The organism is Sedimentitalea arenosa, assembly GCF_016428585.1.
GTDB lineage: Bacteria > Pseudomonadota > Alphaproteobacteria > Rhodobacterales > Rhodobacteraceae > Sedimentitalea > Sedimentitalea arenosa.
Genome location: NZ_JAELVR010000005.1, coordinates 1 through 22,337, shown reverse-complemented (window position 1 = coordinate 22,337; position 22,337 = coordinate 1). Strand labels below are relative to the sequence as shown.

The window sequence follows — 22,337 nt, the reverse complement described above, 5'->3', positions numbered from 1 at the left end:
TCAATCCTTCGGCAGGTCGATCATGGCCGAGAACTCGGCTTCCGCAGCCAGTTCGCCCTCCACCGTCGCCTTGCCGCCGAATTTCCAGACCTTGCCGCCGGGCCGTCCCCGAAGCGTCGTCAGGTGCATCTCGAGAACGTCGCCCGGCACCACCTTGCGGCGGAACTTGCAGCCGTCGATGGCCATGAAATAGATCAGCAGATCACGGTCGGCCATGTCGGCGCCGACGCCGATCATGACGCCCGCGGTCTGCGCCATCGCCTCCACGATGGTGACCCCGGGCATCACCGGCGCGCCGGGGAAATGCCCCTGGAAATGCGGTTCGTTCATGGTCACGTTCTTGATTCCACGTGCCGAGGAGGTTCCGTCGATATCGACGACCTTGTCCACAAGCAGGAAAGGATAGCGGTGCGGAAGGATGCGCTGGATCAGATGGATATCAGCGCTTTGCAGGGTGTCGCTCATCGGGATGGGTCCTGAACTTGCTCGGGTTGGACCTGACTAGCAACCCGGGTCGCCTTGGGCAAGCGGCGCTATTCGTCCGCGTCAGGCGGTCCCTCGCCCAGAATACTGTCGAGACGACTGATCGCCACGTCGGTCATGTCGATCGCAGTCTGACTCAAAAACACGCTGGAGCGCTCAAGAACGACGCTCGCGCCGCTTTCGCGCATGAGTTCGGCCAGTATCGGGCGCGCAGCGCGCAGGAACTCCACCTGCTTCTCCTCGCTTCTCTGAACGAGAGCGCGCGCCTTGGCGTCCTGTTCGCGGCGTACTGTCTGCACGCGGCGGTCGAATTCATCGGCCAACGCGCGGAACTCGGCCGGATCCATCGTCGGGCGGAGTTCGGTCAGGCGCTTTTCCTCTGCGCCCAGTTCTTCCTCGATCCGGCGGTTCTCGGCCGCGAGGGTCGCGCTGCCGTCCTCGATCTCGCGTGCGACACGTTTGCCGAAGGCGGATTCCGCATACATGCGCTCGGACGAGATCGTCAGGATCGGGCTGTCGGGAAGACCCAGCTCCTGTGCCGGCACCGTCCCGGCCCCCAAGACGAGCGCAAGATACGCCATCGCGACGGAACGGATCGTCCGACGCACGACCAAGGATCAGAACCGCGCCTGAATGGTCAGATCGAAGGTCTGCTCCTTGTCGAAGACTTCCTTTTTCAGCGCCTTGCTGAAGTTGAAGCGGAGCGGCCCGAAGGCGGTCGTCCACAGCAGCGAGACGCCGACCACGTGACGCCACGAACCGTCCGCACCGCACGGGCCGACAACGCCGCCGCAGGTGGCGCCGGCAGTATCGACATTTTCAAGACCCCACAGGTTGCCGACATCATAGAACACACCGCCACGCAGGCCGATCTCTTCGGGCAGGCCCAGGGGAAATTCCGCTTCGAGTCGGGCGACGGCGTAATAATTGCCGCCAATGGCGTCGTCGAAGCCGTTGGACTGATCCCGTGGGCCCACACCCGCCGGCTCAAAGCCGCGGAAGATCGCCGGGGTCAGGATGTAGCGGTCGATCGAGCGGCTGGACCGGTCGCTTTGCCAACTCAGCGCACCAGCTTCGAAGGACGCGCGCAGAACGACCTCTTCGTTCAGCACGCGTTGCTGCGCAATGATCTTGGCCGACGACTTGATGTATTCGCTGTCACCGCCGACGCCGCCGAAATCCGCGCCGATCTGAAAGAGAACGCCTGCATTCGGATTCAGGCCCGTCACGCGGCTGTCATAGCTGTAGGACAGACCGATGGAACTGCTCGTCTTCTTGCCCTGCGCGATCTCGTTGGTGATCACGGCACCACTGGTCGGCAATGGCGTTGGGGGATTGGTCGAAGTGTCGAAATCCTCGCCGCGAGACAGCATTTCGCTGTTTTCATAGGAGTAGCGCAGCTGAACGGTCCCGTTCTCACTGACCGGGAAGCTCAGCGCGGGGCGGAAGAAGGCCCGGTCCAGATCGTAGGTTGCAAAGCTCGACGAACGCGTCGTCACACCCAGATCGATGTCGAACCGCAGGTCTCGGCCCAGCAAGTTGGGTTCGGAGAAGCCCAAGATGTATTCGTCCGATTCCTGCGCGGTAGAGATGTTGAAGGACAGGCGTTGACCGCGACCCAGGAAGTTGTTCTCGGTCAGGCCGATCGCGATCCCGAAGCCGTCCGTCACCGAGTAAGCGCCGCCGAGGTTGAGCGAGCCTGTCGGTTGCTCCTCGACATCGACATCCACGATTACTTGGTCCGGGGCCGAGCCTTCGCGCGTCTCGACATCGGCGGTCGCAAAGAACCCGAGCGCGCGGATACGTTCGGCGCTTTCGCGGATCTCGCGCGGGTTGAACGGGTCGCCTTCGACGATCCGGAACTGGCGGCGGATCACACGGTCGAGCGTGGTCGTGTTGCCTTCGACATCGATGCGTTCGACGAAGACCCGTGGGCCACGCGTCAGCACGAATTCGACGTCCAGCGTCAGGTCGCGATCATTGCGCGTGATACGCGGTTCGACCCTCAGGAAATCTATCCCCTGCTGGATCCCAAGCCGCTCCATGCGAGCAATCGAATTCTCGATCAACGACGGTGAATAGACGACACCCGGCCGTACACGCAGAACGTCCTGAAACACGACCGGATCGGCCTGGCTCATCTCGCTGGAGGTGGTGATCGAACCAAACCGGAACTGCTGGCCTTCCTGCACGTTCATCACGAGAAAGAAGCCGTCGCGTTCCTGGGTCAGTTCGACATTGGTGCCCAGAATACGGAAATCGACATAGCCGCGAGACAGGTAGAAGTCGCGCAACACCTGTTTGTCGAACTCGATCCTGTCCTCGATCAGCGTGTCCGCGCGGATGAAGCTGCGCAGAATTCCGGCCTGTTTCGTCTGAAGGACGCGGCGCAGGCGACGATCGGAATAGACCTGGTTTCCCACGAAGCTGATGCGTTCGACCTCGATCGTGTCGCCCTCGGAAATCTCGAACACGAGATCCACCCGGTTGTCGCTACGGCGGATGATGCGCGGCGTCACGGTGGCCGCGATCCGGCCCTGTTGCGAATAGGCTTCTGCGATGATCGCCGCATCGGCCTCGGCCCGGGCCGGATTGAACACCTGGCGCGATTTGGATTCGATGAACCCCTGAAGCGCTTCGTCATCGATCCGCCGGTTGCCTTCGATGCTGACCGTGTTGATCGTGGGCCGTTCCTCGACCTGGATCACCAGGGTGTTGCCACGGGGTTGCAGGTCGACTGTTTCGAAAACGCCACTGTCCACGATCCGCTGATAGGCCGCGTTCAGTTCGCCGGCACTGATCGATTTGCCGGCTTCGATTCCCGTGTAGGCAATGATCGTCGAGGTCTGGATACGCTGGTTGCCTTCCACCTGCACCGAGTTGAACGTGTAGGATTGCGCCGCCGCCGGGGTCGGAACGACCAATGAAGTCGTTGCAACGAATAGGAAAATGAAAGCGAGCGCCTGATACAACATATAGGCGGGAAATCGACTTACATAGCGAGATGTTCCCGCGGCATTGCCCAAAATCATGTGTTCCAACCCAGTTGATGCGGCGATTGGAAATTTGATTATCGGGTCTGGCAGGTGATGTCAAAACCACAAACCCGCATCTGCGGGGTCAACCTGTCCAAACGGCAAGACCGAGACGCCGATACCGGCTCAAAGCCCGCCCAGATAGGCGCCCAAGAGCAAGGCACCGGTGATCGCACCTAGGAACAGGATGCGATCGGAATTGACCTCGACCATGAGGCTGAAACCGCGATACGTGCGTTGAAAACTGTGCATCTGCCCGGTCTCCTCTCGATACATCCCATGCGTGGCTTGCGAATGTGGCAAGTCCATGACGCTCATGCGGTCACTTGTGGGAGAAGCCCTCAGCAGAACAGATCGTTGCCGACCGCGAACACCATCAGCGACAGGATCATCGCGATGCCCGCCGCCATCAGGACGCGCAGGGCAAGGTCGCTGGGCGGTTTTCCGGCAATGGCCTCGTACGCATAAAAGACGAGGTGGCCACCATCCAGCGCCGGGATCGGAAACAGGTTCAACAGCCCGACCGCCGTCGACAGCACCGCGATGAACCAGATGAAGCTCTGCGCGCCCTGCGACGCCATCGCGCCCGAGGTTTCCGCAATGCCGATGGGTCCGGAGATGTTGCAGGTGCTGATCGCGCCCGTCACCATGTGCCACAGGCCGGACAGCGAACTCGTGACGATGCGCCCCGTCTGCTCCAGACCACCTACAATGGCTTCGCCCACGCCTGCGGTTTCGGTCGCCGGCTCGAACGCCATGCCGCCCGCGATTCCGATCCGCCAGTGAGTTACGAAACCACCCTCGGGCTGCGGTTCATCCGTGCGCCGGGGGGCCAGTGCGAATTCGAGCGTCTCGCCCTCGCGCCAGACATCGAGCAGCAGAACACGACCATCAGAGGATTCGACCGCCTCCTTCAACTGCTCGAAGGCAAAGATCGGGGTGCCGTCGATCGCTGTGATGACATCGCCGGGCCGCAACTCGATATCCATCGCGGCACTGCGCGGGGCGACCTGGGCGACGAAAGGTGGCAGCAAGTAAGGTCCCTCGACCACCATCTCGCGCCCATCGCGGCGCACGGAATAGTCAAGCACGGCCTGCTGCGGCAACGCGTCGGAAAAGGCCGCCCAAGCGTCTCCATCCTCGAAGTCCGGGGTCGGGACGCCGGCAATGCCGAGTATCTCGTCGCCCGGGCGCAATTCGTGGAATCCGGCCGGCAACGGGCGCGTCTCGCCCACGGTCAGCGGGTCCATGGCGACGCCGCGCGACAGGAAAATCGCGCTGAAGACGAGGATGGACATGATGAAGTTGAAGATCGGTCCCGCAGCCACGGTCGCCGTGCGCGCCCAAAGCGGCGCCCCGTGCATCGTTCGCCTGAGCGCCGCCGGATCGGTCGCGGCGCGCTCCATCGCGTCCTCATCCTTGCCGGAGGCGGCATCGGCATCGCCCAAGAACTTGACGTAGCCACCGAAGGGCAGCAGCGCCACCTGCCAGCGTGTGCCGCGCTTGTCGACCCGGCTGAACAGTACCGGTCCGAAACCAAGTGAGAACACTTCGGCGTGAATGCCGGACCAACGCCCGACGATGTAGTGACCGTACTCGTGGACAGCCACGATCACCGACAGCGCGACGACGAACGCAAGGATCGTGTAGAGCACCCCTCCAAACTGGGGAATCAGGGAAACGATGTCCAAACTTCTATCCTGCTCGCTCTTGCATGACCTCAACCGCCCATGTTCTGGCCAGATGGTCCGTTTGCATGACCGTTTCAAGTGTCATTTCGGCATCAATAAGGCCGGGTTCGGCCTCAAATCGGGTCAGGACCTCCTCGACGATGATAGCCATGTCGAGGAATCCAACCTCTCCCGCGATGAACATGTCCAGCGCCCGCTCCTTGGCGGCGTTGAACACCGCGCCGGCCAAACCGCCGCGCTGCATGACGTTGCGCGCAAGGCGCAAGGCCGGATAGCGCAGATCGTCCGGGGCGCGGAAATTCAGTTGGCCCACCTGCGCCAGGTCGAGCCGGTGCACCGGCAACTCCGCCCGATCGGGCCAGTTCAGCGCGAAGCCGATGGCGTGGCGCATATCCGGCGGGCCAACATGCGCCATCAACGCGCCATCGCGGAACCCCACCAAGGCATGCACCAGGGATTCGGGGTGCACGATCACTTCGATCCGATCAGGCGAGACGCCAAAATATTCCTTTGTCTCAATAAGTTCCAATGCCTTGTTGAACATGGACGCGCTGTCGATCGTGATCCGTTGACCCATGTCCCAGTTCGGGTGGCTCGATGCCTCATCCAGTGTTGCGGACTTCAGCGCTTCCAGCGGCCAGTCGCGAAACGCGCCCCCGCTGGCGGTGATGATGATGCGTTCGACCGACTCCATCTCCTCGCCGATCAGAGCCTGGAAGACGGCAGAGTGTTCGCTGTCCACCGGCAGAATGCGGCCACCGTGCCGGCAGGCTGTTTCCATCACCATCGCACCCGCGCAGACCAGCGACTCCTTGTTGGCAAGGGCAAGCGTCGCGCCCTGCTTCAGCGCTTCGAGACCCGGTGCCAGCCCGGCTGCACCGACGATGGCCGACATGACCCAATCCGCCGGGCGCGCGGCTGCGTCCTGCAGGGCGGCCGGCCCTGCCGCGGCCTCGATACCGCTGCCCGAGAGGGCCGTTCGCAGGTCATCCAGGCGGTCGGGATAGGCGGTGACTGCCGTCTCTGCCCGCAAAGCCCTGGCGTCGCGCGCCAACTGCTCGACATTCCTTCCCCCGGTCAGCGCAACCACGTCAAAGCGGTCGGGCTCGCGTGCGATCAGGTCGATCGTGTTCTGCCCGATCGACCCGGTCGCCCCCAGAATGGAAACGCGCCGCATCAGCCGGCCACGGGCGGCAGGCCCAGGGCTGCGCTGGTCAGCAGGACGAAGAAAGAGGCGCCCAGCATCCCGTCGAAGCGGTCGAGCAGACCACCATGGCCAGGGATCAGGGCCGAGGAGTCTTTCACCCCGACCATCCGCTTGACCGCGCTCTCGGCGATATCACCCATCTGTGCCGCGAAGGCCACCAACATCGAATATGGCACCAGCGTCATGGACACATCGAGATAGAGCGCGAACCCGAGGCCGATGAAAGCGGCGCCGACCCAGCCCGCGATGGTGCCCGACCAGGTCTTCTTGGGGCTGACGCGGGGCCAGAATTTCGGCCCACCAAAGATGCGCCCGGCGAAATACCCGGCAACGTCCGACATGATCACGATCAGGATCAACCAGAAGATCCAGATCAGACCAAAGAAGTCGCGCACCGTCATCATTTCATAGCCGGCAAGGCAGACCAGCGCCACGAAAGCACCATAGACCAGCTTGTGCTCGGGCAGCGTGGCCATTCCGACGAAGACGGGTATCAGCAGAACCGGCAGCGCATATACCGCCGGAAGGTAGATCGAGATCATCACTGCCGCGGCCGTCAGAAGCGCGAGGCCGACGGCAAGTGCACCGCCCTGCCCCGACAACATGCGCACCAGTTCCCAGACCATGACGCCGCAGACGATGGCGATGAAAGCATGAAAAACATCCGCCCCGGCGATCACGGCAGCGAGCCCGATGGCGACCATGACGACGGCAGAGCCGACGCGGGCCGCCAGGTCGGACCAGCGCCCCGACGCGCTCATGCCGGAACTGCCCCGAAACGTCTGTCGCGTGCCCCGTAGCTGGTGCAGAGCCGGCGCAATTCCTCGGCGGTGAAATCGGGCCAGAGCGTGTCGATGAACTCGTACTCCGCATAGGCCGACTGCCAGAGCAGAAAGTTCGAGATACGCGCTTCGCCGCTGGTGCGGATCACGAGGTCGGGATCCGGCAGAACATGCGTGTCGAGATAGCGCGGCAGGGTTTCCTCGTCGACATCGGCGGGGTCGAGACGCCCATCCGCCACGTCCTCTGCAAGGCGCTTCGTGGCGCGGGCCACCTCGTCGCGGCCGCCATAGTTCAGGGCGATGGTCAGGTGTACGCTGTCGTTGTGGCGCGTCTGTTCTTCCAACTGGTCCATCAGACCGATCAGCTTGGCGTCCAGCCGCACCCGGTCACCGATGAATCGGACCCGCACGCCGCGGGCATCCAGAGCGCGCGTTTCCTTCGAGATGTAACGACGAAAGAGGCTCATCAGGCCGGCCACCTCGACCTGGGTGCGTTTCCAGTTCTCGGTCGAAAACGCGAAGATGGTCAGGTACTTGATCCCGAGATCCGGACAGGCTTCGACCACCTCGCGCACCCTGCGTGCCCCGGCATGATGGCCGAAGAGACGCGGACGTCCGCGAGCCTGCGCCCATCGCCCGTTGCCATCCATGATGATCGCGACATGGTGAGGTCCGCCGTCAGGCGCGGTATCCGGAACGAGGGCCCTCACCTGCCGTCACACCTGCATGATTTCGGCTTGCTTCGTTTCCAGCTGCGCGTCGACGCTGGCGATCAGCTTGTCGGTCAGTTCCTGCACCTCGTTCTCCCAGAATTTCTGGTCGTCCTCGGACAGGCCGTCTGCCTTGGCCTTCTTGATCTGGTCCATGCCGTCGCGGCGGATGTTGCGGATCGCGACCCGGGCGTGTTCGGCATACTGGCCCGCCACCTTGGTCAACTCGCGGCGGCGTTCCTCGTTCAGCTCGGGAATCGGCAGCATGATGATCGTGCCATTTAGTTGAGGATTGATCCCCAACCCGCTCTCCCGAATAGCTTTTTCGACCTTGCCAACCAAGCCCTTGTCCCAGACGTTGATCGTGACCATCCGAGGCTCGGGCACGTTCACCGTGCCGACCTGGTTGATCGGTGTCTTCTGGCCGTAGGCGTCGACCATGACCGGTTCTAGCATCGAGGCGCTGGCGCGCCCGGTGCGCAACGACGCGAATTCGGTGCGCAGAGAGGCGATCGCCCCTTCCATCCGGCGCTTCAGGTCATCCGTGTCCAGCATGAAATCGTCCGACATGTCCGCTCTTTCCCGTCTTGGCTGTCTGTGGTTTGACGCTCTATAGCCCTAGCCGTGGACCTTTGTATAGGTGCCGCGTCCGGCGAGGATGCCCCGGAACCCGCCCGGCTCGTCCAGCGAAAAGACGATGATCGGCAGGTTGTTGTCGCGCGCCAGCGCAATGGCCGAGGCATCCATGACGCCCAGTCGCTTTGCAAGGACGTCGTCATAGCTCACGGTGTCGTAACGCTTGGCGTCCGCGTGCTTGGCGGGATCCTTGTCATAGACACCGTCCACCTTCGTTCCCTTGAAGATCGCCTCGCATTTCATCTCGTTGGCGCGCAGGGTCGCGGCGGTATCGGTCGTGAAATAGGGATTGCCGGTGCCGGCGGCGAACACACAGACGCGTTTCTTCTCGAGATGGCGCACCGCGCGACGGCGAATGTAAGGTTCGGCGACCTCGTTCATGGTGATGGCGCTGATGACACGGGTGTGGATGTCCAGCGCTTCGAGCGCCGACTGCATCGCCAGTGCGTTCATCACCGTGGCCAGCATGCCCATGTAATCCGCCGTGGTGCGCTCCATCCCCTGGGCAGAGCCCTGCAGGCCACGAAAGATGTTGCCGCCGCCGATCACCATGCAGATTTCGACACCCAGATCGTGCACCGACTTGACCTCTTCGGCGATCCGCTGGACCGTCGGCGGATGCAGCCCGAAGCCCTGATCGCCCATCAGCGCTTCGCCGGAAATCTTCAGCATGACGCGCTTGTAGGTGGTATCAGGCGCGGAGGGAGTGTCAGTCTGTGGGGAAGATGTCATGTCGCGCTCCGCTGCACCGCCAGGGTCATTCGCACGCAAAATGGAGGAAATCTCTGCCGGGTTCAATGCGCCGCGCACGGTTTCTGCAGCCCCCATGCGCGGCGAAGCGCTTGATCCCGTTCGCCGCCATGGCATAAGCGGCTTTGATGCTCGATCTTTCAGCCATTCCGCCCGATCGCCCGGTTCTGATCGCAGGCCCGACCGCGTCGGGTAAATCCGCCCTTGCGCTGTCAATCGCCGAACAGGGCGGCGGACGGATCATCAACGCGGATGCGAGCCAGATCTATGATTGTTGGCGGATCGTGACCGCCCGTCCTTCGGCCCAAGAGGAAGGCCGCGCGCCGCATTCGCTTTACGGGCATGTGCCGTGGTCCGTGACCTATTCCGCCGGCCATTGGCTGCGCGACGTGGCACCTTTGCTGTCCGGGCCGGAACGGCCGATCATCGTCGGGGGCACAGGTCTCTATTTCTCCGCTCTGACACAGGGTATTGCCGAAATCCCGGCCACACCGCCCCATATCCGCACAGAGGCGGATGGGGTGCCGCTGGAGGAGATGCTTGCCCGCCTCGACGGCCGGACGCGCGCGCGTCTCGACCAGAAGAACAGGGCACGCGTGCAACGTGCCTTCGAGGTGCAGATCGCGACCGGTCGCGCGCTGGCCGATTGGCAGGACGACACGCCGGCCCCGCTGCTGCGCGCCGCCGATGCGGAAACCCTGGTCATCGACGCTCTGCGGGATTGGCTTCTGGAGCGCATCACGCAGCGCTTCGACCGCATGCTCGCCGAAGGCGCCCTTGACGAAGTGCGCGCGATGCAGGACCGCGCCGACCCTTCTCTGCCCGCCTTCAAGGCGATCGGCGTGCCCCAGTTGCTGGCCCACCTGACCGGGGATCTCACGCTCGACGAGGCCCGAGAGGCGGTGACCGTCTCGACCCGGCAATTCGCCAAACGCCAGCGCACGTGGTTCAGATCGAAGATGGCAACATGGACGTGGATCGACCCGCGGAATTGATCTGCTATCAACCGCTCATCCAAGACCGATATCGCGCGCGCCCGGCCCCATCGCGAGGTTCGGTTGCCGACCGCACGAAACAATGTCGCTTTCAGGCAGGGTTGGCGTCGCTTTTTTACATTTATTGATGCCTGCGGCGATTGACGGACAGGGGCAAGTCGTGCGGAATACCCGGCAGGGAGTCATAAAATTTCGCCAAGACGGAAAACGGCACGCCGGATGTTGCGATGGTAGGCACATGTCGGCTCCGCGAAAGACAACACCAGGGAGACTGCGATGACAGAACCAACACTCGACCAAAAACCGGTGCACTGGGCAGCCAAGATGCACGCCCGGGAATACAACGAGGGCAAACTCAGCCGCCGCGAATTCCTGACCCGCGCCACATCGCTGGGCCTGACGGCCTCGGCGGCCTATGGTCTGATCGGACTGCCCGCTCCCGCGCAGGCGCAGGCGAGCGCTCAGGACGGAGGTGTGCTGCGGGTACAGATGAGCGTGCGACCGCTCAAGGATCCGCGCACCTACGACTGGTCGGAAATGGGCAACCAGACACGGGGCACGTTGGAATACCTCGTCGAATACAATTCCGACGGCAGCTTCCGCGGCATGCTGCTGGAAAGCTGGGAGATCAACGAAGACGCGACCCAGTACACGCTGAATCTGCGCCAGGGAGTCAAATGGAACAACGGCGATGATTTCACGGCCGAAGATGTCGTGCGCAATATTGAACGCTGGTGCGAGAAAGACGCCGAGGGCAACTCGATGGCCGGGCGCTTCGCTACCATGATCGACGAGTCGACCGGCAAGGCGATGGACGGCGCAATCGAGGTGGTCGACGACCACACCGTGCGGCTCAACCTGCCGACCTCGGACATCTCGCTGATCGCGGGCATGTCGGACTATCCGGCTGCGATCGTGCACAGCACCTACCAGAACGATGATTTCACCCAGAACGTGGGCACCGGCCCCTACCTGTTGACCGAGCTTGAAGTCGGAGTGAAATGCACGCTGGAGCGCAACACGGATCACACATGGTGGGGCACCGAGGTCTATGGCGGTCCATATCTCGACAGGATCGAGTATATCGATTTCGGAACCGACCCCTCCGCCTGGATGGCGGCGCTGGAATCCGAAGAGGTGGACATGCTCCACGAAAGCGTGGGCGAATTCATCGAGGTGCTCGACGGGCTGGGTTTCGTGAAGTCCGAGATCCCGACCGCCTCGACCATCGTGGTCCGTCCCAACCAGTTGGCCGAGGTGAACGGCATGCGCCCCTACGCGGACAAGCGCGTCCGTCAGGCGATACAGATGGCGGTGGACAACGCGGTCTGTCTCGAGCTCGGCTATTCGAACCTGGGCCGGCCGGCCGAAAACCACCACGTCGCGCCGATGCACCCGGAATACGCCGAACTGCCGCCGCAGCAAGTGGACCCGGCCGCGGCCAAGGCGCTCATGGAGGAAGCGGGCATGCTCGATTTCGAGCATGAGCTGATGTCGATCGACGACGACTGGCGCAAGAACACCTGCGACGCCGTCGCTGCCCAGCTGCGCGACGCCGGCTTCAAGGTCAAACGGACGGTTCTGCCCGGCTCGACTTTCTGGAACGACTGGACCAAGTATCCGTTCAGCGCGACCAACTGGAACCACCGCCCGCTTGGGGTTCAGATCCACGCACTGGCCTACAAGTCGGGCGAAGCCTGGAACGAGTTCGGCTGGGAGAATGCGGAGTTCGACGCGCTTCTGGCGGATGCTCTGAAACTGGCGGATGCGGACCAGCGCCGCGAGGTCATGGCGAAGATGGAAGCTCTGATCCAGGAGGAAGGCGTCACGGTGCAGCCCTATTGGCGCTCGCTATATCGCCACATGCGCGAAGGGCTTGTCGGCACGGACATGCATATCGCGTTCGAACACCATCACTACAAATGGGGTTTCGCGGCCTGACGCACCCTCTCGCGAAGCGCGCCATGACCGGCGCGCTTCGTGCAGACCCAAGTAACGACAAGGTCCGACAGGGACCGCGCGCATCCTGACCACAGGGGACATCATGGGACTCTTCATACTGCGCAGATCCGGCGTGATGATTCTGACGGCGCTGTGCCTGACATTCATCGTGTTCTTTCTGACCAACCTCTTCCCCAATCTCGAAAAGCTGGCGAAAACCCAGGGCAACTTTCGGATGTCCGACGAAGCGGTGATCAGCTGGCTGACCAAGGAAGGCTACATGCAGCCCCTGCCCGTCAAATACGGACAATGGCTGGGCGTGCTGCCGGGCTGGACACTGGAGACCGAGGACGGTGTCACCGGACGGTGCATCGATGGCACCGCCGATGCCGCCACGGCGGCAGACGCCCCCCGCTTCTGTGGCATCCTGCAAGGTGACTGGGGCTATTCGACGGTGTTCAAGGACGACGTATCCACGATCATCGCGACCCGGCTGGGACTGACCGGCAAGCTGATGTTCTGGGTTCTGGTGCTGATGATCCCCTCTGCCCTTCTGGTCGGCGTTCTTGCGGGCATGCGCGAAGGTTCGGTCACGGACCGGACGCTCTCGACATTCTCAATCATCACGACCGCGACGCCCGAATACGTATCGGGCGTCATCTTCATCGCGGTCTTCGCCTCCTCGGCCGTTGGGCTGAAATGGTTCAAGGGAACCGCGACCTCGGCGATGGAGAACGCGAATTTCGAGAATTTCTTCCTGCCGGTGCTGACGATCTCGCTCTACGGAATGGGCTATATCGCGCGAATGACGCGGGCCAGCATGACCGAGGTGATGACGGCGCAGTACATCCGCACCGCGCGGCTGAAAGGGGTCAGCTTCCCCAACATCGTTCTGAAGCACGCCTTGCGCAACGCGCTGATCGCGCCTTTCACCGTCATCATGCTGCAGTTTCCGTGGCTTCTGAATGGGGTGGTGATCGTCGAGACTCTGTTCAACTACAAGGGCTTCGGCTGGACGCTGGTGCAGGCGGCCGGCAACAACGACATCGAACTGCTGCTGGCGGTCTCGGTGGTCTCGGTGATCGTGGTTCTGGTGACCCAGCTGATATCGGATATCGGCTACGTCTATCTGAATCCGCGCATCCGCATTTCGTGAGGGAGACGGAAGATGGAACCTCTTACGACAGTCGAAATCATCACGCGGGTGATCTATCAGTTCACGTCGGTCTGGATCGCTTTGATCGTCCTCTTCGCCGTTTCGATCGCCTTCAAGCGCCGGTTGGGGCTCTACGGCAAGCTGTTTGACAGCCCGATCGGCATGATCGGCTTCGGCCTCGTGATGTTCTGGGTTTTCACCGGCGTCTTCGGCGCACTGGACCTGATCGTCACGCACGACCCGCTGGCGCAGATATCCGGCATGAAGAACAAGGTGCCGGGCACACCGTTGCCAAGTGCCGAGGACGGCCAATACGCCTGGTACCTGCTGGGCGGCGACAACCTGGCGCGTGACGTGTTCAGCCGCATGGTCAAGGGCGCCTGGGTGGTGGTCCAGATCGCGCCCCTGGCGACGCTCTTCGCCTTCATGGTCGGGATCACGTTGGGCCTGCCGGCTGGCTATTATGGTGGCCGGCTGGATACCTTCCTGTCCTTCCTCGCCAATCTCATCCTCGCCTTTCCGGTCATCCTGCTGTTCTACCTCCTGGTGACGCCCGAGATCGTGGCGACCGGGGTACCGAACTACATGGCGACGGTGCTCTTCGTATTCCCCATCGTCTTCGTCGGGGTGCTGCTGAATTCGCGCTACTACACGCAGCCGACGTTCCGCACGCCGCTGCTGATCGTGGTCCTGGGCGTGATGCTCTGGCTATATCTGTCGCTGATCTCGGAAGTCGGTTCGGCGGTCTCGATCCTGCCCGGCGTGCTGGACATCTTCGACATCCCGGGCGGAATCCTCGTGGTCTTCGTGTCGGTGGTGTTCGTCAACTCGCCCACCGTCTTCCGGATCGTGCGCGGGCTTGCAATGGACATCAAGACCCGGGATTATGTCGCTGCCGCCCAAACCCGCGGCGAAGGCCCCTGGTACATCATGCTCTGGGAAATCCTGCCCAACGCGCGCGGGCCGCTGATCGTCGATTTCTGTCTGCGCATCGGTTATACGACGATCCTTCTGGGCACACTCGGGTTCTTCGGGCTGGGTTTGCCGCCCGAGAGCCCGGACTGGGGATCGACGATCAACGAGGGGCGCAAGCTGCTGTCGATCTACCTGCACCCTGCCCTGCCACCGGCCTTCGCGCTTCTGAGCCTGGTTCTGGGATTGAACCTGCTGGCCGACGGACTGCGCGAGGAATCGTTGAAGGATTGACGCGGCTGGCGGGACCGGGGGGCCAGCCCCCGGACCCCCGGAGTATTTGGACAAAGATGAAGCCGGCAAGGTTTCACGGCCCAGCAGGGAGATCACGGATGAGCAAATGGGACTTCGACGGACCGATCCTGGAAATCGACAAGCTGTCGATCTCCTTCTTCACGCGGTTGCGCGAAATTCCGGCGGTGATGGATTTCTCGGTCACGGTGCAACCCGGCGAGGCGGTGGGGCTGGTCGGGGAATCCGGCTGCGGCAAGTCGACCGTGGCCCTGGGAGTGATGCAGGATCTCGGCAAGAACGGACGCATTGTCGGTGGGTCGATCAAGTTCAAGGGACGCGATCTGGGCGCGATGAACGATGACGAACTGCGCGACATCCGGGGCAGCGAGATCGCGATGATCTACCAGGAGCCGATGGCTTCGCTGAACCCGGCGATGAAGATCGCAAAGCAGCTGATGGAAGTGCCGATGATCCATCAGGGCATGAGCGAGAAGGATGCTTATCAGCGCGCGCTTCAGGTCGTGACGGATGTGAAACTGCCCGACCCCAAGCGCATCCTGAACAGTTTTCCGCACCAGCTGTCGGGCGGGCAGCAGCAGCGTATCGTCATCGCCATGGCGCTGATGTCGGAGCCGTCGCTGCTCATCCTCGATGAACCGACCACGGCGCTGGACGTGACGGTCGAGGCAGCTGTGGTCGAACTGGTCAAGGACCTCGGCAAGAAATACGGCACCTCGATGCTGTTCATCTCGCACAACCTGGGGCTGGTGCTGGAAACCTGCGACCGGATCTGCGTGATGTATTCCGGCGAAGCGGTCGAACGGGGCAGCATCGAGGACGTCTTCGACGAGATGCAGCACCCCTATACGCAGGCGTTGTTCCGATCCATTCCGTTGCCGGGGGCCGACAAGAACACCCGGCCGCTGGTGGCTATTCCGGGCAATTTCCCCCTGCCCCATGAGCGTCCCAAGGGGTGCAATTTTGGTCCGCGCTGCGACTATTTCGAGGCCGGGCGCTGCGATCAGGGCGATATTGCGATGGAGCCGGTGCCGGGGAATGACCGACATCATACGCGTTGTCTCAAGTTCCGGGAAATCGACTGGGCGGCCCCGATGCAACTGGCAGATGTCAAGCAGAAGGGCGAGATCGGCGACGTGGTCCTGAAGATCGACAACCTCAAGAAGTACTACGAAGTCGCCGCCAACGCGATCTTTGGCGGCGGCAACAAGAAGGTGGTCAAGGCCAACGAGACGTTGTCCTTCGAGGCGCGGGAATCCGAAACCCTCGCCATCGTGGGGGAATCCGGCTGCGGCAAGTCGACCTTCGCCAAGGTCCTGATGGGGCTAGAGACCGCCACCGACGGTCAGATCCTGCTGGACAACCGCAACATCGAGCAGATCCCGATCGAAGGGCGGGACACGAAAACGGTGTCCGACATCCAGATGGTGTTCCAGAACCCGTTCGACACGCTGAATCCGTCGATGACGGTCGGGCGCCAGATCATCCGCGCGCTCGAGATCTTTGGTATCGGCAACAGCGAGGCGGAAAGGCGGGCACGGATGCTCGACCTGCTCGACCTCGTCAAACTGCCCCGCGCCTTCGCCGACCGAATGCCGCGGCAATTGTCGGGCGGGCAGAAACAACGCGTCGGGATCGCGCGCGCCTTTGCTGGCGGTGCCCGCATCGTGGTGGCGGACGAGCCGGTTTCGGCGCTGGACGTGAGCGTTCAGGCCGCGGTCACCGATCTGTTGATGGAGATTCAGCGCAAGGAGAAGACGACCCTTCTCTTCATCAGCCACGACCTGTCGATCGTGCGATACCTCAGCGATCGCGTGATGGTCATGTATCTTGGTCACGTCGTGGAGTTGGGCACCACCGACCAGGTCTTCAGCCCACCCTATCATCCTTATACCGAAGCGCTTCTGTCCGCGGTGCCGATCGCGGATACCTCGGTCGAGAAGAAGCATATCGTGCTCGAGGGCGATATTCCGTCGGCCATGAACCCGCCGCCGGGATGTCCGTTCCAGACCCGGTGCCGGTGGAAATCAGAGGTTCCCGGCAACCTGTGCGAGACCGAGGTCCCGCCGATGCGGATGCTTGCCGGGGATCATCAGGTGAAATGCCATCTCAGTGACGAGAAGCTGGCCGAGATGGAACCGGTGATCAAGATCGCGGCGGAATGATTCCGTCGCGATTTCCGTCGTTCCCGGAGCCAAGTATCGCTCAGACGGCCTTGGCGGGCCGGCCCGGAAAGGCGCGATAGACGAAGTCGCCATCCGCGGGTTCGCCGGCGGACTCCTCCAGGAGGCGCAATACCGCGTCGTGATCCGGCGATTTGCGGCAGACCGGATCGGTGACCGCCGCGTCGCCCGCCAGCATCATCGCCTGACAGCGACACCCGCCGAAATCGATATCGCGCCGCTCGCAGCTCTGGCAGGGTTCGGGCATCCAGTCGGTGCCGCGATAGGCGTTGAAGGCCGCGCTGTCATACCAGATTTCGGAAAGCGACGTGTCGCGCACAGACTGGAAGGTCAGGTGCGGAATACTCTCGGCCGCGTGACAGGGCAGAACGGTGCCATCCGGTGTCACGTTCAACCCGGCGCTGCCCCAACCGCCCATGCACGCCTTGGGATAGTCAGCGTAGTAGTCGGGCGGAACGAAATCGAAGGCCAGAATCCCGCGCAGGCGCTGTGACGCTTCGGCGACCGTGCGTTTCGTGGCTTCGGTCTGCTCGCGGGTCGGCAGCAGCATGCCGCGATTACGCACGGCCCAGCCATGGAACTGCACGCAGGCCACTTCGAGCCGTCGCGCGCCAAGGGCCACTGCAAGATCGATCGTCGCATCCAGATCATCGAGATTGTGGCGGTGCATCACCGCGTTCAGGGTGAGCGGGATGCCCCGGCGCTTGATCTCTTCCGCGATGGTCATCTTGCGGTCGAACCCGCCGCGATACCCGCCGATCCTGTCGGCCAGCGCCGCAGTCGTACCCTGCATCGACAGCTGAATGTGATCCAGTCCCGCCCCCTCCAACGCGTCGAGCCGTTTTGGCGTCAGGCCGATACCGCTGGTGATCAGGTTGGTGTAGAGACCCGCGTCATGCGCCGCCTGCACCAACGCGACCAAGTCGGGTCGCGAGGCCGGTTCGCCACCGGAAACATGCAGTTGCAGCACCCCGAGATGGGCAGCCTGGTGGAACACGTCGGCCCAGGTTTCGGTGTCGAGCTCACGCTCCTTGCCCTGCAGTTCGAGCGGGTTGGAGCAATAGGGGCAGGACAGCGGACAGCGATGCGTCAGTTCGGCCAGCATCGCAATGGGGGGAGGCGCTCTCATGATGCGACCTGCAGGTAGAGACGGGCCCGCAGGCTGACGAGGAAGCGCTGAACATCCTTGGCAATCTGCTCGACCGGCGCGTCATAGGTGCTTGCAAGGTCCGCGACGATCTCTTCGAAACTGGCTGTGCCGGTGACACGGCTCAGGATGGCTTCACCGATCGGATCAAGCGTGATGGCCTTTTCAGGCGCAAGCAGAACCTTGCCGCCCCGTACGCGATCCTGATGCACCCGAACACCGCGGGGCAGGATCGGTTTGTCCGTCGGAGCGAGTTCGAGCGTCATGCCATCCCCTCTCCCGGGCGCCAGGCACCCGGTGGTATGCGCGCGGGCTCGACATAGGCGCCCCACAACGCATCGAGCTGCGCCCACAGCACGTTGGTCTTGAAGGTCAGCGCCTCGCAGGCCATGTCCTCCTTTTCGGGCGTGTCCGCGTGGCTCAGGACCCATTCGAGGCCATAGGCGACATCCTTGGGCGCCTGGCTCAACCGCGTCTTGAAATAGGACAGGCTTTCGGTGTTGGCGAAATCGTAATGTTCGAGCAGCCCTTCTATGCGACGCTCGTGAATACTCGGCGCGAAAAGCTCGGTCAGAGAAGAGGCGACGGCCTGAAGCAGCGGCATGTCCCGGACGTACCGGATGTAGGCATCGACCGCAAACTGCGTCGCCGGCAACACGCCGCGCCCCGAAGCGACGTAGTCGGGATCAAGCCCAACCGCTTCGGCCAGTTTCAACCAACGGCGAAGCCCGCCGCCCTCGTTGATGCCGCCGTCGTGATCCTCGATCCGGCTGCGCCAGGCGCGGCGCATGTCCGGATCGGTGCAGCGCGACAGAAAGGCCGCGTCCTTCATCGGGATCGCCGCCTGGTAGGCCCAGCGATTTATCACCCAGGCCCGCACCTGGTCAGGCGAGCATTCTCCGCCATGCAGCTTGTCGTGAAACGGATGCTTGTCATGATAGCGCTCGGCACCGATGGCGCGCAGGCGTTCCTCAAGGCTTTCCCGGCTCATGTGGCGATCTCCAACCCATCATGCGCCACCTGCCATCCGGCGGCCAGAACCGCCGCACGTTCGGAACTGTCAGGTCGCCAGATCGGGTTCGTGTTGTTGATGTGAATATAGGTCTTGGCCGCGCGCAGCCCGGCCATCCGCTCGAGCGACCCGTCCGGCCCGCTGATCGGCACATGGCCCATGCGACGCCCGGTCTTGACCCCGGTTCCGCTGCGGATCATCTCGTCGTCGTCCCACACCGTTCCGTCGAAGAACAGGTGGTCCGCGTCGGCGATCTGCTCAAGCAACTCGTCCGTCACGACGGCACAGCCGGGGATGTAATAGGCAATGCTGCGTTCGTCCCACAGCCGCACACCGACCGTCTGCTCTCCGACCAGATCGGTCTGGACAGTCTCGCCTTCCATGAAGAGCGGCACCTTGCCCGGCACCGCGAAGAGCCGCGCTTGCAGTCCGTCGTGCAGATCGAACGCTTGTCCCAGCCCGATCCGCTCGCGCGCGACCTTCTCTTTCGACACCGCGTCGAAGATCCGATTGTCTTCGAGCACCGAGAGAATCTCGTTCGTTGCAAAGACTGTGAACGGTGTCTGCTCGCGCATGCTCAGCAACCCAGCGATATGGTCGATATCGCCATTGGTGAGCAAAACGGACGCCACGGGCGTATCGCGCAGATGTCGTGGATGCAGGGCGGCGTTCGCTTGCATCTGGAAACGGATGTCGGGAGACGCGTTGAGGATGCTCCACGTCACGCCGTCAGTCGATACCGCCAAAGACGATTGGCCCGACGCCGGGATTGTTCCGGCGCGGGCCTCTTCGCAATTTCTGCAACCGCAGTTCCACTGCGGCAAGCCGCCCCCGGCTGCAGCACCCAAAACAAGAAACTTCATTTCGGGCCTCGCGCGTCCGGGGTCAGGTCAATTCAGAACAGGTCCTGTTCGTAGTCGCGACCTTCGTCTTCGGCCGGAGAATACATGTTGATCTCCATACCGCAGTTGACTTCTTTCAGTTTCGGAGCAGTCCAAGCCATTTTTCACCTCCAGTGGCTGATCGATTGAGAGGAGGTTACTGGATCGGTATCGAAAATACCAATGATCCTTTGGTCGTAACCGGTACACATCTGCGCGACCAAAGTCGCATTTCCCGCATCCTGCCCGCTTTCTAGCGTGTCGACATGATCGCGCACGTTCTCCGTCTGCTGTTTGCAGCGCTGTTTTGCCTTGCCAGCCTGACGGCGCTGGCAGAGCCGCTCACGCGCGACGATCTCGGGGCAGTCCTGCCTCAGCCCTATACGCTCGGCGAGAAGCTGACCGAGACCGGGGTCTACCAACTGCTCAACATCGGGCAGATAGATGCCGGCTATGTGTTTGAAACCGAACCGCTTGCGCCGCTGCCGGGGTTTTCGGGCGCGCCGATCAACATGCTGGTTCTGCTTGATCCGGACGGACAGTTTCTTGACGTGCGCCTGATCGAACAGAACGAACCGATCTTCGTCTCGGGCCTCGGCGAGGCCCCCTTGCGCGAGTTCTTCGAACAATATGCCGGGCTGTCGATTACTTCATCCATCGTCGTCGGCACGCCCTATGGCGACAGCAGCGGCGGCTCGTCTCTGGTCTATCTCGACGGGGTCACGAAAGCGACGGCCTCGGTCCGAATCGCGCATGAGTCGATCATGGGCGCAGCACTTGCCGTGGCGCGAGACAAGATGCAGGGCTTGTCGCTGCAGCCGCCCGCCTTTCCAGACCCGGACCATCGCGAAACCCTGACCTGGGAGGATCTCGTCGAGCAGGGGATTGCCTCGCGCCTTCTTGTCGCCAATAGCGAGGTCGACGCCGCCTTTTCCGGTACGCTCTGGGAGGATGACGACCCGGATGCCCGGGCCGACCCGGATGCACCCTATCTCGATCTCTGGGTCGTGGATATCGGGCCTCAGTCGATCGCGCGCGCGGTGCTCGACGACGAAGGTTTCACGGAACTCCGCAATTTCCTGGCGATCTCGGAGCATGACGAACCGATTCTCGTCATCGAAACCGCCCGTCATGGCCTGGTAGGGCCGGATTTCGTGCGCAACACGGCGCCGGGGTTGTTGTCGGCCGAACAGGGTGGGTTCCCGATCGCGCTGCGTGACGCCGATCTGTTCTTCGGTCTCGCCGAGGGCGTACCCGACGGTACCGCCCTGATCCTGCGCACCGACAGGCGACTCGGCTTCGATCCGGCCTCGGAGTGGACGCTCACGGTGCAGGCGGTGCGCGAGCACGGCGTGTTCCAGCCGCAGAGCGGCAGTGTGGCGCTGGCCCTCAACCACAGCACGCCAGCCCGCTTTTTCACCCGGCCCGCGCCGGTCGTCGCCGCGCCGCCCTGGCGATCCGCGCTCATGGAACGCCGCAGCGACCTGATCCTTCTCGCCGTCGGTCTGTCGATACTGGTGACAGTTCTGCTCTTGCGCACGAACGCGCTTGCCGCGCTGCGCATGTTCACGCCCGTTCGTCTGGCGGTCCTCGCACTAGTCATCTGCTTCGTCGGCTGGTGGGGCCAGGGCCAGCTCTCGATCGTGACGGTTCTGGGCGTTCTGCGCAGCGCGGTCGAGGGTGGCAGTCTCGCTTTCCTGCTCTACGATCCGTTTTCCTTGCTGATCTGGGTGGTCACGATCGCGGGCTTCATCCTGTGGGGCCGGGGGCTGTTCTGCGGCTGGCTCTGCCCCTTTGGCGCGATGCAGGAATTCACCCACCATCTCGGCCGATTGCTGCGCCTGCCGCGCTACGACCCCTCGCGGCGCTGGGACAAGCGTCTGAAATGGGTAAAGTACATCCTGCTGGCGGGCATGATCGCAACCGTGTTCGTCGCACCCGATCACGTCGACACGGTGGCCGAGATCGAGCCCTTCAAGACCGCCGTGACCACGCTGTTCCTGCGCGACTGGTACTACGTCGCCTATGCCGCTGCCTGGCTGATCGCTGGCATGGTTCTGTTCAAGGGGTTCTGCCGCTATGTCTGCCCCTTGGGCGCGGTGATGGCGATCGGCGGCCTTCTGCGGGGCCGCGACTGGATCGCACGCCGCAAGGAATGCGGCTCACCCTGCCAGCTTTGCCGTGTTAAATGCAGCTATGGGGCGATCGAGCCGAGCGGACGCATCCAGTACTCCGAATGCTTCCAGTGCCTCGATTGCGTCAGCATCCACGATGACCCGACACGGTGCGTGCCGCTGGTGCTGAAATCACGCGCGCCCCAGCGACCATCTTCTTCTTCCCGCACCCAAACGGCCGCGTCCTGAACGCGGCCGCGGTGCACGCCGCGCTCACGAGATATTTTTGACGGCGCGTTGTGTCATGACTTTGACGATATGTGCGCGGTAGTCCTTGGTGCCGTGCAGGTCGGCGATCATGGTGTCGGGCGCGATGGCGAGGCCGGTGAG

The 22,337-nt window shown here is 62.7% G+C and carries 21 protein-coding genes; 6 read left to right on the top strand and 15 right to left on the bottom strand.

Going from position 1 to position 22,337, the window contains the following annotated elements:
- From fabZ to pyrH, 10 genes are all read right to left on the bottom strand, one after another.
- Positions 1-465, bottom strand: coding sequence for a 3-hydroxyacyl-ACP dehydratase FabZ (gene fabZ, locus JF290_RS08235; protein WP_199024381.1), 465 nt, complete (start codon positions 463-465; stop codon positions 1-3).
- A gap of 68 nt (positions 466-533) precedes the next feature.
- Positions 534-1,064, bottom strand: a complete 531-nt coding sequence (locus JF290_RS08230) for an OmpH/Skp family outer membrane protein (RefSeq protein WP_199024380.1) — start codon at positions 1,062-1,064, stop codon at positions 534-536.
- Between the two features lie 36 nt (positions 1,065-1,100).
- The gene (bamA, locus tag JF290_RS08225) at positions 1,101-3,515 is read right to left on the bottom strand and encodes an outer membrane protein assembly factor BamA (protein WP_199024635.1); all 2,415 of its coding nucleotides are present in this window, start codon (positions 3,513-3,515) and stop codon (positions 1,101-1,103) included.
- 129 nt (positions 3,516-3,644) lie between these two features.
- Positions 3,645-3,770 carry a hypothetical protein gene (locus JF290_RS19690; protein WP_255625607.1) on the bottom strand — a complete coding sequence of 42 codons (126 nt, stop codon included), beginning with the start codon at positions 3,768-3,770 and terminating at the stop codon, positions 3,645-3,647.
- An 89-nt stretch (positions 3,771-3,859) separates the two neighbouring features.
- Positions 3,860-5,209 carry an RIP metalloprotease RseP gene (gene rseP / locus JF290_RS08220; protein WP_199024379.1) on the bottom strand — a complete coding sequence of 450 codons (1,350 nt, stop codon included), beginning with the start codon at positions 5,207-5,209 and terminating at the stop codon, positions 3,860-3,862.
- Positions 5,210-5,213: 4 nt separating this feature from the next.
- Entirely contained in the window at positions 5,214-6,386 is a 1,173-nt protein-coding gene (dxr, locus tag JF290_RS08215) for a 1-deoxy-D-xylulose-5-phosphate reductoisomerase (protein ID WP_199024378.1), read from the bottom strand.
- A complete protein-coding gene (locus tag JF290_RS08210; RefSeq protein WP_199024377.1) occupies positions 6,386-7,177 on the bottom strand; it encodes a phosphatidate cytidylyltransferase in 792 nt (263 codons plus the stop codon). The genes dxr and JF290_RS08210 overlap by 1 nt, the downstream gene beginning before the upstream one ends.
- On the bottom strand, positions 7,174-7,908 hold the full coding sequence (uppS, locus tag JF290_RS08205) for an undecaprenyl pyrophosphate synthase (protein WP_199024376.1): 735 nt from the start codon (positions 7,906-7,908) through the stop codon (positions 7,174-7,176). Before uppS ends, JF290_RS08210 begins: the two co-directional genes overlap by 4 nt.
- Positions 7,909-7,914: 6 nt before the next feature.
- Positions 7,915-8,478, bottom strand: coding sequence for a ribosome recycling factor (gene frr / locus JF290_RS08200; protein WP_199024375.1), 564 nt, complete (start codon positions 8,476-8,478; stop codon positions 7,915-7,917).
- A 48-nt stretch (positions 8,479-8,526) separates the two neighbouring features.
- A complete protein-coding gene (gene pyrH, locus JF290_RS08195; protein WP_199024374.1) occupies positions 8,527-9,276 on the bottom strand; it encodes a UMP kinase in 750 nt (249 codons plus the stop codon).
- 146 nt (positions 9,277-9,422) lie between these two features.
- Here pyrH and miaA point away from each other — a divergent pair, with 146 nt between their 5' ends.
- The 5 genes from miaA to JF290_RS08170 all read left to right on the top strand — a co-directional run bounded on the left by miaA (position 9,423) and on the right by JF290_RS08170 (position 16,775).
- Positions 9,423-10,289 (top strand): tRNA (adenosine(37)-N6)-dimethylallyltransferase MiaA, encoded by an 867-nt coding sequence (miaA, locus tag JF290_RS08190; protein WP_199024373.1) that lies wholly within the window; start codon positions 9,423-9,425, stop codon positions 10,287-10,289.
- Between the two features lie 276 nt (positions 10,290-10,565).
- Positions 10,566-12,230 (top strand): ABC transporter substrate-binding protein, encoded by a 1,665-nt coding sequence (locus JF290_RS08185; RefSeq protein ID WP_199024372.1) that lies wholly within the window; start codon positions 10,566-10,568, stop codon positions 12,228-12,230.
- A gap of 103 nt (positions 12,231-12,333) precedes the next feature.
- Positions 12,334-13,386: an ABC transporter permease gene (locus JF290_RS08180; RefSeq protein WP_199024371.1), complete on the top strand. Its 1,053-nt coding sequence runs from the start codon at positions 12,334-12,336 to the stop codon at positions 13,384-13,386.
- Positions 13,387-13,398: 12 nt separating this feature from the next.
- Positions 13,399-14,592 carry an ABC transporter permease gene (locus JF290_RS08175; protein WP_199024370.1) on the top strand — a complete coding sequence of 398 codons (1,194 nt, stop codon included), beginning with the start codon at positions 13,399-13,401 and terminating at the stop codon, positions 14,590-14,592.
- 98 nt (positions 14,593-14,690) lie between these two features.
- On the top strand, positions 14,691-16,775 hold the full coding sequence (locus JF290_RS08170) for a dipeptide ABC transporter ATP-binding protein (RefSeq protein WP_199024369.1): 2,085 nt from the start codon (positions 14,691-14,693) through the stop codon (positions 16,773-16,775).
- A gap of 40 nt (positions 16,776-16,815) precedes the next feature.
- On the opposite strand, the gene pqqE is transcribed toward JF290_RS08170, so the two are convergent.
- From pqqE to pqqA, 5 genes are read right to left on the bottom strand one after another with little or no spacing between them, the layout of a single operon-like run.
- Entirely contained in the window at positions 16,816-17,922 is a 1,107-nt protein-coding gene (gene pqqE / locus JF290_RS08165; protein ID WP_199024368.1) for a pyrroloquinoline quinone biosynthesis protein PqqE, read from the bottom strand.
- Positions 17,919-18,206 carry a pyrroloquinoline quinone biosynthesis peptide chaperone PqqD gene (gene pqqD / locus JF290_RS08160; RefSeq protein ID WP_199024367.1) on the bottom strand — a complete coding sequence of 96 codons (288 nt, stop codon included), beginning with the start codon at positions 18,204-18,206 and terminating at the stop codon, positions 17,919-17,921. The genes pqqE and pqqD overlap by 4 nt, the downstream gene beginning before the upstream one ends.
- Positions 18,203-18,931: a pyrroloquinoline-quinone synthase PqqC gene (gene pqqC, locus JF290_RS08155; protein ID WP_199024366.1), complete on the bottom strand. Its 729-nt coding sequence runs from the start codon at positions 18,929-18,931 to the stop codon at positions 18,203-18,205. Before pqqC ends, pqqD begins: the two co-directional genes overlap by 4 nt.
- Positions 18,928-19,815 (bottom strand): pyrroloquinoline quinone biosynthesis protein PqqB, encoded by an 888-nt coding sequence (pqqB, locus tag JF290_RS08150; protein WP_199024365.1) that lies wholly within the window; start codon positions 19,813-19,815, stop codon positions 18,928-18,930. Before pqqB ends, pqqC begins: the two co-directional genes overlap by 4 nt.
- A 32-nt stretch (positions 19,816-19,847) precedes the next feature.
- Positions 19,848-19,955, bottom strand: a complete 108-nt coding sequence (gene pqqA, locus JF290_RS08145; RefSeq protein WP_199024364.1) for a pyrroloquinoline quinone precursor peptide PqqA — start codon at positions 19,953-19,955, stop codon at positions 19,848-19,850.
- A gap of 144 nt (positions 19,956-20,099) precedes the next feature.
- Here pqqA and JF290_RS08140 point away from each other — a divergent pair, with 144 nt between their 5' ends.
- Entirely contained in the window at positions 20,100-22,196 is a 2,097-nt protein-coding gene (locus JF290_RS08140) for a 4Fe-4S binding protein (protein ID WP_199024363.1), read from the top strand.
- Positions 22,197-22,337 lie beyond the last annotated feature (141 nt).

What these genes read in the sequence shown, in the direction of transcription:
- fabZ (WP_199024381.1), bottom strand. Translation starts at nt 465, where the DNA reads ATGAGCGACACCCTGCAAAGCGCTGATATCCATCTGATCCAGCGCATC.
- JF290_RS08230 (WP_199024380.1), bottom strand. Translation starts at nt 1,064, where the DNA reads ATGGCGTATCTTGCGCTCGTCTTGGGGGCCGGGACGGTGCCGGCACAG.
- bamA (WP_199024635.1), bottom strand. Translation starts at nt 3,515, where the DNA reads ATGATTTTGGGCAATGCCGCGGGAACATCTCGCTATGTAAGTCGATTT.
- JF290_RS19690 (WP_255625607.1), bottom strand. Translation starts at nt 3,770, where the DNA reads ATGCACAGTTTTCAACGCACGTATCGCGGTTTCAGCCTCATGGTCGAG.
- dxr (WP_199024378.1), bottom strand. Translation starts at nt 6,386, where the DNA reads ATGCGGCGCGTTTCCATTCTGGGGGCGACCGGGTCGATCGGGCAGAAC.
- JF290_RS08210 (WP_199024377.1), bottom strand. Translation starts at nt 7,177, where the DNA reads ATGAGCGCGTCGGGGCGCTGGTCCGACCTGGCGGCCCGCGTCGGCTCT.
- frr (WP_199024375.1), bottom strand. Translation starts at nt 8,478, where the DNA reads ATGTCGGACGATTTCATGCTGGACACGGATGACCTGAAGCGCCGGATG.
- pyrH (WP_199024374.1), bottom strand. Translation starts at nt 9,276, where the DNA reads ATGACATCTTCCCCACAGACTGACACTCCCTCCGCGCCTGATACCACC.
- miaA (WP_199024373.1), top strand. Translation starts at nt 9,423, where the DNA reads ATGCTCGATCTTTCAGCCATTCCGCCCGATCGCCCGGTTCTGATCGCA.
- JF290_RS08185 (WP_199024372.1), top strand. Translation starts at nt 10,566, where the DNA reads ATGACAGAACCAACACTCGACCAAAAACCGGTGCACTGGGCAGCCAAG.
- JF290_RS08180 (WP_199024371.1), top strand. Translation starts at nt 12,334, where the DNA reads ATGGGACTCTTCATACTGCGCAGATCCGGCGTGATGATTCTGACGGCG.
- JF290_RS08175 (WP_199024370.1), top strand. Translation starts at nt 13,399, where the DNA reads ATGGAACCTCTTACGACAGTCGAAATCATCACGCGGGTGATCTATCAG.
- JF290_RS08170 (WP_199024369.1), top strand. Translation starts at nt 14,691, where the DNA reads ATGAGCAAATGGGACTTCGACGGACCGATCCTGGAAATCGACAAGCTG.
- pqqE (WP_199024368.1), bottom strand. Translation starts at nt 17,922, where the DNA reads ATGAGAGCGCCTCCCCCCATTGCGATGCTGGCCGAACTGACGCATCGC.
- pqqD (WP_199024367.1), bottom strand. Translation starts at nt 18,206, where the DNA reads ATGACGCTCGAACTCGCTCCGACGGACAAACCGATCCTGCCCCGCGGT.
- pqqC (WP_199024366.1), bottom strand. Translation starts at nt 18,931, where the DNA reads ATGAGCCGGGAAAGCCTTGAGGAACGCCTGCGCGCCATCGGTGCCGAG.
- pqqB (WP_199024365.1), bottom strand. Translation starts at nt 19,815, where the DNA reads ATGAAGTTTCTTGTTTTGGGTGCTGCAGCCGGGGGCGGCTTGCCGCAG.
- pqqA (WP_199024364.1), bottom strand. Translation starts at nt 19,955, where the DNA reads ATGGCTTGGACTGCTCCGAAACTGAAAGAAGTCAACTGCGGTATGGAG.
- JF290_RS08140 (WP_199024363.1), top strand. Translation starts at nt 20,100, where the DNA reads ATGATCGCGCACGTTCTCCGTCTGCTGTTTGCAGCGCTGTTTTGCCTT.